Source organism: Pseudoalteromonas sp. 5Ae-yellow (genome assembly GCF_014077565.1).
Taxonomy (GTDB): Bacteria; Pseudomonadota; Gammaproteobacteria; order Enterobacterales; family Alteromonadaceae; genus Pseudoalteromonas.
Window position 1 is genome coordinate 1 of the sequence record NZ_JACGWD010000091.1, and the last position, 14,656, is coordinate 14,656.

The following is a 14,656-nucleotide window of genomic DNA, read 5'->3' on the forward strand; positions in this document are numbered from 1 at the left end:
AGCCACGCGGTATGAAAAGCTTGAACGAAATTATCATTCAATGCTCGCTTTAGCATTTACTATGATGTGGCTACCAATGTGGGCTGATTGATATATGTACTACAAAGATCAACAGCCCCTAGTAAATCTAATTAATATTGATATATTGCTTTTGAATATAGACAGGCGAAGTTACGGCCGAAAAAGAGAGAACTTTCCTATGATTAAACTGTTATGTATTTGAGGAAGTCATGAGTGAAATTAATGTTCAGTTAAAAATAGCCACTTCTCTAGCTAAAGGAAAACGATTTGATGAAGCGATTGAAGTATTACAAGCCATTATTCCTAAAATGGGGAAAACTGGTGGTTATAGTCACTCAAGTTATACAAAAATAATCCCATACTTTCAAAAAGCAGGCAGGTACTTAGAAGTAGAAGAATATTGTAAAAGCGACTTGTTCGAAGCAGTTGTTACGGATTGCAGAAACGTTTTAGGGCATCAACCTGAAGAAACAATCATAGCGTTTATTAATTTATTCACCTGTAAAATCTTCGATAAATTACGCTTCTGCGCTCAAAAAGAAAATGATTTGGATTCCAAACTACGCTTCGAAGATGCTGGGCGTTATCACTATGAAATCTATGAAAAGTGGTTAGATAAACAAGGCTTCAATCTAGGCGAAACGTAACAAAGCTACTATCAGGGTATTTGTGGTCGCGGAGTTATTTGGATTCGCACCTTGCACTGCGCACAATGCAAGATGACTAACGTCCGCTTTACTTATGAGACTGTCATCAGGTTTGATTAAATATTATTAGTCAAACACCTGACAGTTAAGATCTGAGCTAGTGCAAGTTAAGACTTATTGACGAATAGCTAGAATTAGCAGCTATCACTTATTCTCAAACCTCGGCACCTTTCGCTTATCAGCCTTACTCATTGCGAGCTCTTGGATTTCTTCTTGCTTAAGTTCATCGGGTTTATCTTCTAGCGACTCCTGATTAGCATTCTCAAAAGAAAGCTCAGTGAGCAGTGCAAAGTGATCAGAACCGTATTTAGCTAAGCGCTTAATACGCTTTACTTTAAAGCCTTGGCTGTGAAATAAGTGATCGAGCGGCCAGCGCATAAAAAAGTAACTTGCATGAAAGGTGTTATAAAAACCACGGCCTTTTCGAGGGTCTAAAAAGCCACTTATCTGCATAAACAAACGGGTGCTACGCGACCATGCTACGTCGTTTAAATCACCGGCAACTATGGTAGGTCGTGTTGGGTTTTTAAGTGCTTTAGCCACCATTATTAGCTCTGAGTCGCGCGGACGCGATGAGTCTTCTTCGGTCGGGCTTGGCGGTGCTGGGTGAATAAAGTGCCCTTGCATTTGCAGGCCTTCATCGTTTTCAAACAGAATATGAATTGAGGGAATATCTTCTTCTATGAGCTCACATATTTGTGCATCGAGTATTTTAAACTTGCTGTATAAGTGCATGCCGTAACGATTGTCTTTAGGGCATTCTATGTAATACGGGTAATTTTTTTTGATGACTGATAATTTATTTTCCCACCAGCTATCGCTCTCAAGCGTAATAAGTAGGTCGGGTTGATGCTCATCAACAAGGCTAATTAACTGCTCACTTTTATGGTTCGACATAAGTACATTTGCCGACATAATCCTTATACTATGATCTATATGCTTAGGTGCGCTTTGCACTTCTTTTTTAGCAAGCCACGTATACGGGTAAATCCATTTACCTTGTAAAATCATTATAAGTAATGAGGTTAAGGCTATAAACACGTAACCTATTTCGCTACTTTGCCATAATAAAAACAACGAAGTAACGGCGACAAAACTGGCAATATAAAAAACCTGTAAACGAACAAAGTCGCAGCTACGCACTAAGTAATGCTGGCTGTACGACATAGGTAGTAAGGTAACCAGTAAAAAAAAGCCAATAATTATAGCCAGCGCAATGAGCATTTTAATATCCTTATAAAGTTAATTTAGCGACTTAAAATTGAAAGTATTTCTCGAGTATCGTGCACCATATGGATAACTGTACGGTCTATTTCAATACTCACTGTACCATTATCTCTAGAGCGTTCAATCACTCTACCTCGTTTGTATAAATCACGATCTAAATAGTCGCCTCGGTGGTAGCTTTTACTTAGCACTGGTGGCGTCCAACCTGCACGAATTAGCTGCTTAGCCTCTTTTTTAGAAAGGTAGACATTGTCGTTATGCTTATGTGAATGATGCTTTTTTGTGGCCGTGTTTATGACCATGCTTATCTTTATGCGGTTTTGCATCTGCGCTTATTGAAAATAAAGCCAATGCTATTAGTACTGTGTGTATAGGTGCTCTCATAAATAATCTCTAGCATAATTAATAGCTAAAGATTAACAAACACGGATGAACATCATATGAAACAACTAACACTTATTTAACGTTGTTTATATTGTGTTTTACAGTGGCTTCGCATAATGGCGGGATCGCGTAATTTTAAATGTTTTGTTTTACGACCTGCATGGCGCTTACGCCACACTTTAAAACTGCCTTTTGAAACATTGTCTCGCATAAAAACCACCAGCTGCGGATACTTTAATCCGTATAGCTTCTCTATAGCCTCGTAGGGGGTTCTATCTTCCCACGCCATTTCGATAATGCGTGACTGCTGCTCTGCGTTAAACATGGTATATCTCACAAATTTTAACTTATACGCTAGGTAAAAATACTTAGATCAATGCAATTAAGCTCAGTAACTGTATAATTGGCGTTCAAGTTATGTACTTTAAAAGATATCGAATTTATATTTATGCGCGCAATATTTCTGTTTTTAGCCTTAACTTTTCCCTCGTTATTACTTGCAGCGCCAAGTAAAACTCTGCGCTGCGTTACAACGCACTACCCTCCTTTTACTATTTACGATGAAAAAGCCGATACATTTACAGGTTTAGATATTGATTACATTAAGTTTATTGAAAAAAACTTAAACCTCAAAATTGACGTTATTCATTTACCTTGGGCGCGTGTTAAAAAAGAGATGGAGCTGGGCTATTACGACTGCTATTTTTCATTGGCCAACTATAAAGAGCGTACAGAATATTTAGACTTTACTAGCGAGCCTTTGCATACCACTAAGTTTGGTTTATTCACGTTAAATGAAGATAATCTGCTTATTGATGATTTATCAAAAGCCGCTATAGCTATGTTACCCGGTGTTATTCTTCCCAAAATTATCGCTAAAAAGTACAGCCTTGATGAGAATAATCTGCTTCGTTCACTTTCAACTAAAGACACTTTTGAGCTACTTGAAAAAAACGCGTTGAATACGCAATAACTAACTATCAAGCGGGTTTGTGGTACTCAAAGGAATATAAAAACATTTATGCTCGGCAATTAAATGAGTTTACATTTCCTACTTACATTGCTTTTAAGCGTGGCGTAATTGATACAAAATTAGTTGATGAACAAATAAAGCGTTTTAAAGCACAAGCTCAATAATTAACTCTGCACACATTAAGAGATAACCAATGTTTACAAAACTACCAAAGTGGGTTGAATATGGCGCGTTTACACTGGCATTTATAGCAGGCATCGTTAACGCTGTAGGCTTATTAGGTTTTGAGCATCAAGCCATTTCGCACTTATCAGGCTCTGTTACTTTGTTGGGTATTAAGCTAATGAGCAATACCTCAGCCGCTTTGCTGTTATTTAGCATACTCATTAGCTTTATGTTGGGCTCGGCGCTTTCTGGTTTTTTACTTGCAGGGCGTTCATTAAAACTTGGCCGCCATTACGATACGCTCTTATTTATTGAAGGCGCTTTACTGTTAGCAAGTGCCTACCTACTTAATCAATCTTATGTTTATGCAATTACGCTTGCCTCTGCTGCTTGTGGGTTACAAAATGCGTTAGTCACTAATTACAGTGGTGCGGTCGTTCGTACCACACATTTAACGGGTATTTTTACTGACCTTGGTTTAATGATAGGTAAAGCACTTAAAGGTGAGCAATTTGATATGCGTAAAGGCGTTATGTTTTTACTTATTATTGCAGGCTTTTTATTAGGCGGTGTAGCCGGTTTTGTTTTATTTGAGCATTACTTAGTGCTGGCTTTGGTGTTTCCTGCTGCGGCTTGTTTTGTTTTATCAATTACGTATCGGGTTTATAGGTTACGTACGCTTTAACGCAACGAGTTTAAAAGCACATTAAAACCGCATATTATAGAGGCAATGCAATATAGATTACTTTCAAGGAATGTATGAAACCTTATTTTTTGCCGCTGATATTACCCTTTAGCCACACTGCGTTTGCCAACAATCAAAATAACGATGCAATAGAAACCATAACAACGACGGCATCACGTATTGAAGCGCTATCTACCCCACTGCCTTTATCAATAAGTACACTTAGTGAAGCGCAGCTAAATAGCATAGCGCCTACGCATATTGAAGAAGCCCTGCAACGTGTAGCGGGTGCTAATATTCAACGCGGAAATGGCCAAGAGTATTTACCCGCACTTCGCTCCCCCGTACTTTCGGGCGCTGGCGCTTGTGGTGGCATATTAACCTTAGAAGATGGTATACCACTGAGAGCCGCTGGGTTTTGTAACATAAACGAGTTATTTGAAGCGCACAGCGAAATGGCGCAGCGTATTGAAGTGCTAAAAGGCCCTGGCTCTGCACTTTATGGCTCAAACGCTGTGCATGGTGTTATTAATGTAATAACGCCCGATACCACGCAAGGCGGTGGCTTAGTTGGCTTAGATTATGGCTCGTACGGTTATACTCGCTACAAATTACGCGCAGGACAAGATTACGGCAACAGCGGTATAGGCATTAACGCAAGTGTTACCGACGATAGCGGTTACCGCGACGACGAAAGCGTAGAGCAACAAAAAGTAAATATTCGCCATCGCTATTCAAATAATAATTTATTACTTTCCTCAGGCCTTACTTATACAAATCTTGATCAGCAAACGGCTGGATTTATTACAGGCTTTGAAAGCTATAAAAACGAAGACCTCGCGCAAAAAAACTTTGACCCAGACGCATTTAGAAAAGCACGCGCATTTAGAGCATGGAGCAATGCAACATGGCAATTAAATAACGATGATGTGCTCTCTACTACGTTATATTTTCGTGACCAAAGCATGGACTTTTTTAAGCATTTTTTACCCGGCACACCGCTTGAAAAAAACAGCCAAACCGGCTTTGGTGTGCAATCGCTTTATCAACATAATTTACAAAGTAATGTAAAAGTAAACCTAGGTCTTGATGGCGAATACACGCAAGCCGACTTTACTCAAAGCCAAAATGAGCCCACTCAAGGTTCTGCATTTTTAGTTGCTACAGTGCCACAAGGTAAGCATTACGATTACGATGTAAACGCGACGCTTTATGCGCCTTTTGCATCTATTGATTGGCAATTAAATAAATGGTTACTTACTGCAGGTGTACGCTACGAGCATATGCAGTACGACTACACCAATAATATGCTAGCTGGTAGAACAAAAGACGATGGCACAGAATGCGGCTTTGGTGGTTGCCGATACAGTCGCCCTGAAAGTGGGAAAAATAGTTTTAGTAATTTATCGCCAAAGCTTGGGTTGAGTTATCAGTACAATACAAATAACACGCTTTATGCGAACTTTTCTCGTGGTTACAGAGCGCCACAAGCCGCTGAGTTATACCAATTACAACGCGAGCAAACTACTGCAAATTTAAGCGCCGAAATAGCTAATAATGCAGAGCTGGGTATTAAAGGAATTTACGAAAAACTACGTTATGGTGTGTCGGTTTACGCTATGAGTAAACACAATACGATTTACCGTGATAGTGACTTTTTTACGGTAAATAATGGCAGCTCTCGCCATCGCGGTATTGAGCTTGAACTTGATTACCAGCTTACAAATACACTCTCACTCAACTTTGCAGGCACGCACGCAAAGCATACTTACACTGACAACCAAGTGCTAAACGGTCTAAATATAAACGGCAACGACATAGATACCGCGCCGCGTAATATTGCTAATTTCGATTTAACATGGCAGGCACTAAACAATGCACAGTTTGCTTTGCAGTGGCAACGCGTTGGTAACTACTACACCGACCCAGAAAACTTAAATAAATACCAAGGGCATGATATTTTAAGCCTGCGTGCGCAGTGGCAAGTTACTAGTAATCTTGAAGTACTTGCTCGCATTATTAATTTAACCAATGAAGCTTATGCAGAGCGCGCCGACTACACCAGTTTTACCGGCGACAGATACTTCCCTGGCAAACCTCGTAACGCGATGCTTTCGGCAACTTACACGTGGTAATGCTTATTTAAGGGCTAAGCTAATTTAACTGATTTAAGTCGCTCATGTATTTCATGGGCGACTTTTTCATTACCTTTTTAAACATAGTAATAAATGCACTCACCGACTCATATCCTAATAACTCCGACACCTGCTGCACACTTTGTTTATCAGAAAGCGCTTTTAAGGCTGTAATTATATGCAATTGCGTACGCCACTTTCCAAATGTCATACCTGTTTCTTTTTTAATTAACCGCGCTAATGTGCGCTCAGTTAATGCAAACTGCTTAGCCCATTGTGGTAGTGTTTTTCGATTGTTTGGCTTGTTTATGAGCTGATCGCTCATAGTTTGAATTACCTCATTTTTAGATAATACAAAATCGAGTGGTTGTACTGGCATTTCAATAAGTTGATCAAATAACACCTGCGCTAAACGTGCTGTTTTACTATTTAAAGTATAGTGCTGATTATGCGCAGCCAACTCGCACATTAGCTCTTTAACCAGCGGCGTAATGGCTAAAGTACAAGTATTTAGCGGCATACCGTTTTTACTACTATCAATAAATAAATGACAAAGCTGCGCGTTATCAGACGCCCTATTACTATGCACCTTTTGTGCTGGGATCCAAATTGCACTATGCGTAGGCACCATCCACATTTTTGCTGACACTTCACACGTTACATAACCATGTAGCGCTAAAATTAATTGCCCTTTTGGATGGGTATGTAGTGGTATTTCGTGACTTGCATGCGCGTGCTCTATTTTCGCTATTATAGGCTGCGCCATAGTTTCAAAATTTTTAATGTCGTCCCAGCCAATTGCATCAAACATAGTTTTGTCTGTTTTTAGTTATTTAATGTCATTATCTCTAAATTATAGTTTTTGCTAAGCCTTTATACTAGCGCCCATTAAGTATTAGCTTTAATGGTCTTCCCTTTTGTTAAATAACACACCTAAATCACGCTTTGCTGGCATATTACTTGTGCTTGGCATATTACTTATTGCCGCAAATTTACGCGCCACATTTACAGGTATTGCACCTGTGCTTGAACAAATTATTAATCACTTTGGGCTTAGCGCATCGCAAGCTGGTTTTTTAACAACATTGCCACTCATTGCCTTTGCGGTTGTATCGCCAATGGCCGCAACTCTTGCTAAAAAGCAAGGGTTAGAGCGCACCTTGTTTGTGGCTTTGTTATTTATACTTGCAGGGGTTGCAGCGCGGGTAATAAATACCTCAGCTATGCTTTTTGTAGGCACCGCTATTATTGGTGTGGGCATTGCCATCGCAAACGTATTATTACCAAGTTTAATTAAGCGCGACTTCCCTGCAAAGGTTGCGTTAATGACCTCAGCCTACGTGCTTACTATGGGCGTGGTATCGGGTGGGTTTTCTACTTTAGTATTTCCGCTTAGTCAGTTAAACGGATTAGGATGGCAACTTGCGCTGGGCTCATCAGCTCTTATTACTTTGGCGAGTATTATTGTATGGATGTCACAATTAAGTAAGCACACAAAACCCGCGAGTATTGATCAACACACCGACACGTCAAAAAGTGTATGGCGTTATTTACTAGCATGGCAAATTACCCTACTGCTGGGCTTAAACTCGTTTTTAAATTATATAATTATTACGTGGTTACCAAGCATATTAACCGAAACTGGTCACTCAGCTACCCAAGCAGGTGCTTATCATGGTGCTTTTCAAATAGCGACTGCATTACCGGGTTTAATATTAATCCCCCTATTGGCAAAATTAAAAGATCAAAGCGCGCTTAGCTTTATTTTAGCCATGTTGAGTGCACTCAGTGCATTGGGGCTACTTTATATGCCTAGCTTTGCTTTTGTTTGGACCCTAATGCTGGGCTTTTGCTCTGGGGCATGTTTTATATTGGGGCTGTCGTTTATTAGTTTACGAACTGACGATTCGCAACAAGCAGCGTCGCTTTCAGGAATGTCGCAAAGCGTAGGTTATTTGCTCGCGGCTATTGGTCCTATGCTAGCTGGTGCATTACACACTACAACAGGCAGTTGGAGTGCGCCATTGTGGTTGTGCGCTATTGCCGGAGTACTGTGTGCATTATGTGGTTTGGGCAGTGGTAAAAACACCACTTTAGCTAAATCAGCTAACTAGCTGCTGTAACCACGAAAATAAACCAGACGAAGGTTTACTACTCGCGTGCTTTTGCTCATAGCGTTTATTCGTTGCTTCGCGCTGTTCACGGCGCTCTTGTGCTAAATTAGCTTTTGCAGCAAAACGCAAGCGCTGCTCTTGAGTAAGCTCATCATTAAAACTAATGGCTGTTTTTTTAACTGCTCGGCTGCTTTTAGGTGAACTACACATAATATTCTCCAAATGACTGACTTATAAGTAGACAGTCATTTGGTAAAATAAATTTCAAACCGCTTACTAAAAAAGTGATTTTTTATCAGTATTACTAATAGCCCCAACTAACTAGTTTTGTGGGGTTGTATCAAACGCAGGTACTTCGTGTAAGCCGCTCAACCAGCTCAATGTTGATTTAGCCTTGGCGTAAACTGTTCACGCTGATCAACCGCACCAATACGCAAGCCATATACACGGTCAGTTTTAGCTTCGTTAGTTGCATAAAGTGTTGTACCACATGTACCACAAAAACCTTGCGCACGCTTGTTACCGCTTTGCGCTGTCTTAACAAACTCTTTTGCCTCACCTTGGGTAAACACGACCGAATTTGGCTCTGCAATTTAACGGCTCTAAATGGGCCGCTCGACATACGTTGGCAATCGCTACAATGGCAAACAAGTGCATTGTTATTTTGAGACTTTGCTTGGTATTTAATTTCACCACAGTAACAGCTTCCAGTAATTTCCATTATTTAAATCCTTAATGCTTATGAAGATTGAATCGAGATATAAGACCGGCAGTATCGATTCATTATTTTTAAAATATAAAAAATTGCTCACCGGTTCATTTGTATGCTCGGCTAGATGTTTAATTCTTTAGAGTGATTTTTTCAAAGTTGAGCAAGTGCTACAAACATGATGCGATGTTTTAAATAAAACAGCAATACCACGTTAAGCTAATAGCGTAACGTGGTGCGTCTAAATTATTTTTTATATGTGTTTAGATAATAAAATAAGAATAGCAATGTAGAACCTCCCCTTATGTTGGGAGTAATTATTTAAATGCATTCGCATTTTTAATGCTCTCAAAATCGTTAAAGCGCACGTTGTGTTGCGCCATTACTTTAAGTATTTTTTCACTTAGCATTTGGCGCAAATAAAACGGCTGATTTGGCACAAAATGATGAATGGTATGCGTTTTACCAAATTTAAAACAAAACAAGTGAAACGGCATAAATAAACGACTCGTTAGTACGTGTGTTTGTTCAAGCATATTATTAACGCCGCCATAGTAATGCATGCTTGAGGTAACAAAATTAAGCGAGCTTGAGCGAATAATATTAGGCACAATGAGCACAACCATTAAAAATTCAAACACGTTCATTATACTTAGTACCCAGCTAGGCGAATTTAGCGAAAGTGGTATAAATAAATTAACAATATGAAATAAAATAACGCTATATAAAATAGCGAAATACGCAGTCGCTATCGGAAACCCCGCATTAAAAACACTCGAAAAACTAAAGCCATTAATTTCTTTTCTAAAACGTTTAGTAGAAATAACTAACCCTAATAACCCATCTACAATAACTAGCGCACGTAAAAATGGATTTTTAATACCGTTTCCCACCAAGCGTTCTTCTAGGTCTTGTTGTGTGCCTGAGGTTTTGTGATGGTGTAAATGCATTTTACGTCGGTACCATGGGCTAATAGTATTTGGCCGCATTAACCATACTGTTAGCATCATAAAGTTATGCATGAAAGGCTGATTACTAAAGTATTGTTTATGTATAAGGTCGTGCTCTAACTCATGGGAAATAGATGCAGCAATAGCCGCTAGTACTATGCATACCCAAGCAGGTATGATGGCTAAATAATATAAAACACCAACACCAATTAGTGCGCTAAGCGATAGCAATAAAATAATTAACCCTAAGGTATTTTGATGTGCAAGTAATGGGTGCTTTTGACGAAGTGATGCTTCCTCTGCCTTAATTGCTTTAACAATCGATTGAATGTTCTGTTTGGCACTTAATTGAGTCATATATAATGTCTTAAAAACCTTGTTGTACAAATAATACCTGAATTAAGCGCAACATCGGAATAAAGCAGGAATAATTATTGTAATACGATTAACTATTACCAATAGTTCAATTGCTTATTTATTCAATCGCATAACAATTTAATAGCACTCATAACCCAAAATATTCGCTTTATATATCAGCCCAAAAAGACTTAAAAAATTTACCGATGGAGTCTCCTTGCTATAAACGATTAATTATCAACCAGTTGTTTATGCAAATAAAAGAAAAGGCTTGCCGCCCCCTCTTTTGTTTGTATAATGCGGATACAGAATAAGAGGTATATAAGTATCCTTTTTATTTTAAGTGGTTTTTCTTTATCTTTTTATGCTTAAAAGATTAAAGAAAAATTATGCCAGCGTGATGAAATTGGTAGACATGGGGGATTCAAAATCCCCTTCCGAAAGGAGTGCCGGTTCGAGTCCGGCCGCTGGTACCACTTTTTGAACCTCAGCTAATTATTGGCTGAGGTTTTTTTATATCTAAAATTTAACTAATAATTTAATACTAATTCGCTTTGCTAAGTGAACCACATTTAGGTAAAAAAACGGTTTCGATAACAAGGTAAAACCTAGTTAAGCTGAAGCAAAAGCTACAAGCCTTTCATTAAAGCCGTCAACGTGATTAGGAAGGTACATAAATCTAATTAGCATGCTAGTTATGCGTCTTGCTCTTGATTTGTTATATTCCCAATACGATTATTTAACTCTTCGTCACTAACATCTTCTTTGTGTGTACCAATGATCCATATATGACCAAATGGGTCTTGTAGCGTGCCGGTCCTATCACCATAAAACTGGTCATGTACGGGTCTTATTTCTGTTGCACCAAGCTCAATTGCTTTTTTAAATACGGTATCAACATCTTCAACATAAAGCATAAGGCTTAGCGCTGTACCACCGAGCTCTTTTGGGCTTTTTAAATGCTCTTCAGAACCATTATCTGAAAGCATAATATGCGAATCACCAATTATTATTTCTGCATGGGCTATTCCACCATCAGGTAAAGGCATTTGCATTACGTGTTCAGCACTAAATGCATCACAATAAAAATCTATCGCTTTTTGTGCGTCATTCATAATTAAATAAGGTGTAACTGAATGAAACCCTTTTGGTATTGCTGAGACTGCCATAATATTCTCCTTTACTTACGCGGTGATTTTTAATATTTAATAAACTAAATATGCGTTTAATTGCCCCTAAATTTAAGCTTAGCTCATACAAAAAATTGCGTTACTTTTCGAGGTTTAAACGCTTATGCCAAGCAGCAATACTTTCATCAGGGTATTCTTCAAATTGCTTGTCACCTTCATTAATCGGCGCATTTACCCAATTTGCTTTACTACCAAGCATTAAATGAGTGCGCTCTGGCGGTATGGGTAACTCACTATCTATTGCACCAGCAAAGGGGTGAACTTGCTCAGGCCAACGTGCATCGTATAACCACAAGCTAGCACTACAATGCTTACAAAAATGACGCTCTGCAGGGCTGATTTTATCGCCTATTTTTGCATGATAAATAGTTATGTGTTCACGCCCTGTAACCTCAAGCGTGCTGTATTGCGCGTTTAAATTAATAACAAACCCGCCGCTCCCTGCGGTTTTACGGCATATAGAGCAGTAACATAAATTGTAAGGATAAGGGTGTTTTGAGTTGACCGTAAATACCACTTTGCCACAGTGACAAGCGCCATTAAGCTTCATAATATATCCAATATTTATTGTTGGCTTGAACTAATACCTTAACTAGGTGAGCTAAAAAAAACCACAACAATTACATGCTGTGGTTTTTTAATTATTGAGCTTACTAACGCTCCCAATATCTTAAATTACGCAATGTATTTATAAATTTATCGGCTGAATGTGCCTCTAAATCTATCCAACCATCATCTACTTTTCCATCAAGGCCTGCCGCTTTAAATAAAGGCTTAGCCTCATTTGTAAAGCCTATAAATTTCATATGTGCATACGCATCACTTACAAAGTCTTTAGCTTCTGCTATGGCAGCTAGTTTTTCAGCTCCATCTTCGGTGGTGAGTACAAGTACCGCATCGTATAAAACCGATGGACCACCATTAATAACCTGATCAGCTTTAAAGTGCTTACCTTTACTGCATTTAGCACCGCCAACTTGCGGGGCAATAATTTCAAAGTTTGCACCTTCACTTTTAAGTGCATTGGTAACCGATTCAAAGATGTCTGCATTAAAGCCATCACTTACTAAAATACCTAATTTACGGCCTTTGAAGGTGTTGGGCGCATTTTTCAAAATACTTAACGCATCAGATACAGGTAAGTCTTTACGTGTTGGCATAGCAGCTTCTGCCGGATCTGGCATTTCTTGCAAGCCAAGACCTTCGGCAACTTTATTTGCGAGGGTTTCGTCAATATTTACCAAGTGCGATACCAAACGTTCTCGTATTGGCAAATGCTCAACTTTAGACAGCTCAAACACGTACGCAGATTGAATATGCGCCTGCTCTACCTCTGTTTGACTTAAATAAAATTGACGAGCTTGACTGTAATGATCGCTGAATGTTTCTGAGCGATAACGCAGTTTATCACCGCCACTTACTTCAGGTTCCTTTGAGCTTTTAAAGCCATGTACTGGGCATTCGCGCGGGTTGTTTTCGTCGCCGCTCCATGAGTTTGGCTCATAATTAACACGCCCTTTTGGATTGTGCATTGCCATGTGGCCATCTTGCTGAAAATGACGCATTGGGCATTTAGGCGCATTGACCGGAATATGCGTAAAGTTAGGACCACCTAAACGCTTGGTTTGAGTATCTAAGTATGAAAAGTTACGACCTTGCAGTAGCGGGTCAGGTGTAAAGTCGAGCCCCGGTACAATGTTTTGAGTACAAAATGCTACTTGCTCTGTTTCTGCAAAAAAGTTGTCTACAACACGGTCAAGCACCATACGACCAACAATTTGCACTGGTACTTGCTCTTCAGGTATAAGCTTAGTGGCATCAAAAACATCAAATTCAAATTCATCAGCAAATTGCTGATCAAACACCTGTACACCTAGCTCCCACTCAGGGAAGTCGCCATTACCAATAGATTCCCACATATCTCTGCGATGAAAATCAGGGTCTGCGCCATTTAGCTTAAGTGCTTCGTTCCATACTACAGATTGCATGCCGCCTTTTGGTTTCCAATGAAATTTAACAAATTTCTCTTCACCTTTGGCATTAATAAATTTAAAGGTATGAACGCCAAAACCTTCCATAAAGCGTAAAGAGCGTGGAATAGCTCTATCAGACATTGCCCACATAACCATGTGCATTGACTCAGGCGATAAGCTCACAAAATCCCAAAAGTTATCATGTGCTGTTTGCGCTTGTGGAAAACCACGATCAGGCTCGGCTTTAGCTGAATGAACTAAGTCTGGAAACTTCATCGCATCTTGAATAAAGAATACCGGTATATTGTTACCCACTAAATCCCAGTTTCCTTCTTGGGTATAAAATTTTACCGCAAAACCACGTACATCACGTGCTAAATCTGGAGACCCTTTATTACCTGCAACTGTAGAGAAACGAGTAAATACTGGGGTTTTTTCACCTTTTCGCTGAAAAATATCTGCACAGGTTAAATCTTCAAGCGTGTCGTAAGTTTCAAAATATCCGTGTGCACCATAGCCTCTAGCGTGCACTACACGCTCAGGAATGCGTTCATGATCAAAGTGAAAGATCTTCTCGCGCATTATGTGATCTTCTAATAATCCTGGGCCACGCTTTCCTGCACGTAATGAGTTTTGATCGTCACTTACAGGGCAGCCCTGCGCGGTAGTCATAGTAGGGTGTTCATCCGACGCTTTTTGATGCAATTCACCGCCATGCCCTTTATTACCTGAGTATTTAAATGATTCAGCCATGTTTAGTCCTTCATACAGTTTGATTTAATGGGTCAATAGTTTTTATGAGCTTTAAAGCTAAAAGCGACTATGCAAATGCAAAATAAAGACCAGCCATCCAACCTAGTAAAAAAGGGCTGTACAGATAACAATGTAGTATTTGAGGTGATTTATAAAAGAAAAGGTTACACAGGTATGTAACTTTTTCACACATCGAGTAGGGTGAGGCTTTTGCCTCATCCCTCTCACAGAACCGTACGTACGGGCCTCGTATACGGCTCCTGTATTCTTCTATCCCTTCGGCTTATTTTCTAAACGCCGATTGAGCAAGCCA

General features: G+C 39.4%; 13 protein-coding genes, 1 tRNA gene and 3 pseudogenes. 7 read left to right on the forward strand and 10 right to left on the reverse strand.

The annotated features are described in order from the left end of the window. Nucleotides 1–91, forward strand: a pseudogene (locus H4J63_RS17935) (IS5/IS1182 family transposase); the annotation flags it as partial. 139 nt (nt 92–230) lie between these two features. Beyond that, on the forward strand, nt 231–668 hold the full coding sequence (locus H4J63_RS17940) for a hypothetical protein (RefSeq protein ID WP_182197807.1): 438 nt from the start codon (nt 231–233) through the stop codon (nt 666–668). Nucleotides 669–872: 204 nt separating this feature from the next. Here H4J63_RS17940 and H4J63_RS17945 read toward each other — a convergent pair whose 3' ends face one another. The 3 genes and pseudogenes from H4J63_RS17945 to H4J63_RS17955 all read right to left on the reverse strand — a co-directional run bounded on the left by H4J63_RS17945 (nt 873) and on the right by H4J63_RS17955 (nt 2,664). Further along, nucleotides 873–1,952, reverse strand: coding sequence for an endonuclease/exonuclease/phosphatase family protein (locus H4J63_RS17945; RefSeq protein WP_182197809.1), 1,080 nt, complete (start codon nt 1,950–1,952; stop codon nt 873–875). Nucleotides 1,953–1,975: 23 nt separating this feature from the next. Then, nucleotides 1,976–2,339 (reverse strand): annotated as a pseudogene (locus tag H4J63_RS17950) (hypothetical protein). Nucleotides 2,340–2,415: 76 nt separating this feature from the next. Beyond that, a complete protein-coding gene (locus tag H4J63_RS17955) occupies nt 2,416–2,664 on the reverse strand; it encodes a TIGR03643 family protein (protein WP_024605832.1) in 249 nt (82 codons plus the stop codon). A 123-nt stretch (nt 2,665–2,787) separates the two neighbouring features. Here H4J63_RS17955 and H4J63_RS17960 point away from each other — a divergent pair, with 123 nt between their 5' ends. From H4J63_RS17960 to H4J63_RS17970, 3 genes are all read left to right on the forward strand, one after another. Then, nucleotides 2,788–3,312 (forward strand): ABC transporter substrate-binding protein, encoded by a 525-nt coding sequence (locus H4J63_RS17960; RefSeq protein WP_240917455.1) that lies wholly within the window; start codon nt 2,788–2,790, stop codon nt 3,310–3,312. A gap of 193 nt (nt 3,313–3,505) precedes the next feature. Further along, nucleotides 3,506–4,162, forward strand: a complete 657-nt coding sequence (locus H4J63_RS17965) for a YoaK family protein (RefSeq protein ID WP_182197811.1) — start codon at nt 3,506–3,508, stop codon at nt 4,160–4,162. A 74-nt stretch (nt 4,163–4,236) separates the two neighbouring features. Then, entirely contained in the window at nt 4,237–6,297 is a 2,061-nt protein-coding gene (locus tag H4J63_RS17970; RefSeq protein WP_182197812.1) for a TonB-dependent receptor, read from the forward strand. Nucleotides 6,298–6,316: 19 nt separating this feature from the next. Here the strand turns inward: H4J63_RS17970 and H4J63_RS17975 are convergent, their stop codons facing one another. Then, nucleotides 6,317–7,108, reverse strand: a complete 792-nt coding sequence (locus H4J63_RS17975) for a helix-turn-helix domain-containing protein (RefSeq protein WP_024605835.1) — start codon at nt 7,106–7,108, stop codon at nt 6,317–6,319. 106 nt (nt 7,109–7,214) lie between these two features. Here H4J63_RS17975 and H4J63_RS17980 point away from each other — a divergent pair, with 106 nt between their 5' ends. Continuing rightward, complete coding sequence (locus tag H4J63_RS17980; RefSeq protein ID WP_024605836.1) at nt 7,215–8,411, forward strand: MFS transporter; 1,197 nt, start codon at nt 7,215–7,217, stop codon at nt 8,409–8,411. On the opposite strand, the gene H4J63_RS17985 is transcribed toward H4J63_RS17980, so the two are convergent. From H4J63_RS17985 to H4J63_RS17995, 3 genes and pseudogenes are all read right to left on the reverse strand, one after another. Next, nucleotides 8,400–8,621 carry a hypothetical protein gene (locus tag H4J63_RS17985; protein ID WP_024605837.1) on the reverse strand — a complete coding sequence of 74 codons (222 nt, stop codon included), beginning with the start codon at nt 8,619–8,621 and terminating at the stop codon, nt 8,400–8,402. The genes H4J63_RS17980 and H4J63_RS17985 overlap by 12 nt on opposite strands. 111 nt (nt 8,622–8,732) lie before the next feature. Beyond that, nucleotides 8,733–9,132 (reverse strand): annotated as a pseudogene (locus H4J63_RS17990) (GFA family protein). A 305-nt stretch (nt 9,133–9,437) separates the two neighbouring features. Then, the gene (locus H4J63_RS17995; protein WP_182197814.1) at nt 9,438–10,427 is read right to left on the reverse strand and encodes a fatty acid desaturase; all 990 of its coding nucleotides are present in this window, start codon (nt 10,425–10,427) and stop codon (nt 9,438–9,440) included. 391 nt (nt 10,428–10,818) lie between these two features. Between H4J63_RS17995 and H4J63_RS18000 the strand changes: the two genes are divergently transcribed. Further along, nucleotides 10,819–10,903: transfer RNA gene (locus H4J63_RS18000), tRNA-Leu, on the forward strand. A 219-nt stretch (nt 10,904–11,122) separates the two neighbouring features. Here the strand turns inward: H4J63_RS18000 and H4J63_RS18005 are convergent. The 3 genes from H4J63_RS18005 to H4J63_RS18015 form a co-directional block, all read right to left on the reverse strand. Beyond that, nucleotides 11,123–11,596 carry a VOC family protein gene (locus H4J63_RS18005; RefSeq protein WP_010553103.1) on the reverse strand — a complete coding sequence of 158 codons (474 nt, stop codon included), beginning with the start codon at nt 11,594–11,596 and terminating at the stop codon, nt 11,123–11,125. 100 nt (nt 11,597–11,696) lie between these two features. Beyond that, on the reverse strand, nt 11,697–12,167 hold the full coding sequence (locus H4J63_RS18010) for a GFA family protein (RefSeq protein WP_182197816.1): 471 nt from the start codon (nt 12,165–12,167) through the stop codon (nt 11,697–11,699). 103 nt (nt 12,168–12,270) lie between these two features. Then, a complete protein-coding gene (locus H4J63_RS18015) occupies nt 12,271–14,343 on the reverse strand; it encodes a catalase (RefSeq protein WP_182197817.1) in 2,073 nt (690 codons plus the stop codon). Nucleotides 14,344–14,656: the final 313 nt, after the last annotated feature.

Bases quoted from the DNA above. Each gene is read 5' to 3' on its own strand.
- H4J63_RS17970 (WP_182197812.1), top strand. From the start codon at position 4,237: ATGAAACCTTATTTTTTGCCGCTGATATTACCCTTTAGCCACACTGCG.
- H4J63_RS17945 (WP_182197809.1), bottom strand. From the start codon at position 1,952: ATGCTCATTGCGCTGGCTATAATTATTGGCTTTTTTTTACTGGTTACC.
- H4J63_RS18010 (WP_182197816.1), bottom strand. From the start codon at position 12,167: ATGAAGCTTAATGGCGCTTGTCACTGTGGCAAAGTGGTATTTACGGTC.
- H4J63_RS17955 (WP_024605832.1), bottom strand. From the start codon at position 2,664: ATGTTTAACGCAGAGCAGCAGTCACGCATTATCGAAATGGCGTGGGAA.
- H4J63_RS17940 (WP_182197807.1), top strand. From the start codon at position 231: ATGAGTGAAATTAATGTTCAGTTAAAAATAGCCACTTCTCTAGCTAAA.
- H4J63_RS17965 (WP_182197811.1), top strand. From the start codon at position 3,506: ATGTTTACAAAACTACCAAAGTGGGTTGAATATGGCGCGTTTACACTG.
- H4J63_RS17985 (WP_024605837.1), bottom strand. From the start codon at position 8,621: ATGTGTAGTTCACCTAAAAGCAGCCGAGCAGTTAAAAAAACAGCCATT.
- H4J63_RS18005 (WP_010553103.1), bottom strand. From the start codon at position 11,596: ATGGCAGTCTCAGCAATACCAAAAGGGTTTCATTCAGTTACACCTTAT.
- H4J63_RS17960 (WP_240917455.1), top strand. From the start codon at position 2,788: ATGCGCGCAATATTTCTGTTTTTAGCCTTAACTTTTCCCTCGTTATTA.
- H4J63_RS17995 (WP_182197814.1), bottom strand. From the start codon at position 10,427: ATGACTCAATTAAGTGCCAAACAGAACATTCAATCGATTGTTAAAGCA.
- H4J63_RS17975 (WP_024605835.1), bottom strand. From the start codon at position 7,108: ATGTTTGATGCAATTGGCTGGGACGACATTAAAAATTTTGAAACTATG.
- H4J63_RS18015 (WP_182197817.1), bottom strand. From the start codon at position 14,343: ATGGCTGAATCATTTAAATACTCAGGTAATAAAGGGCATGGCGGTGAA.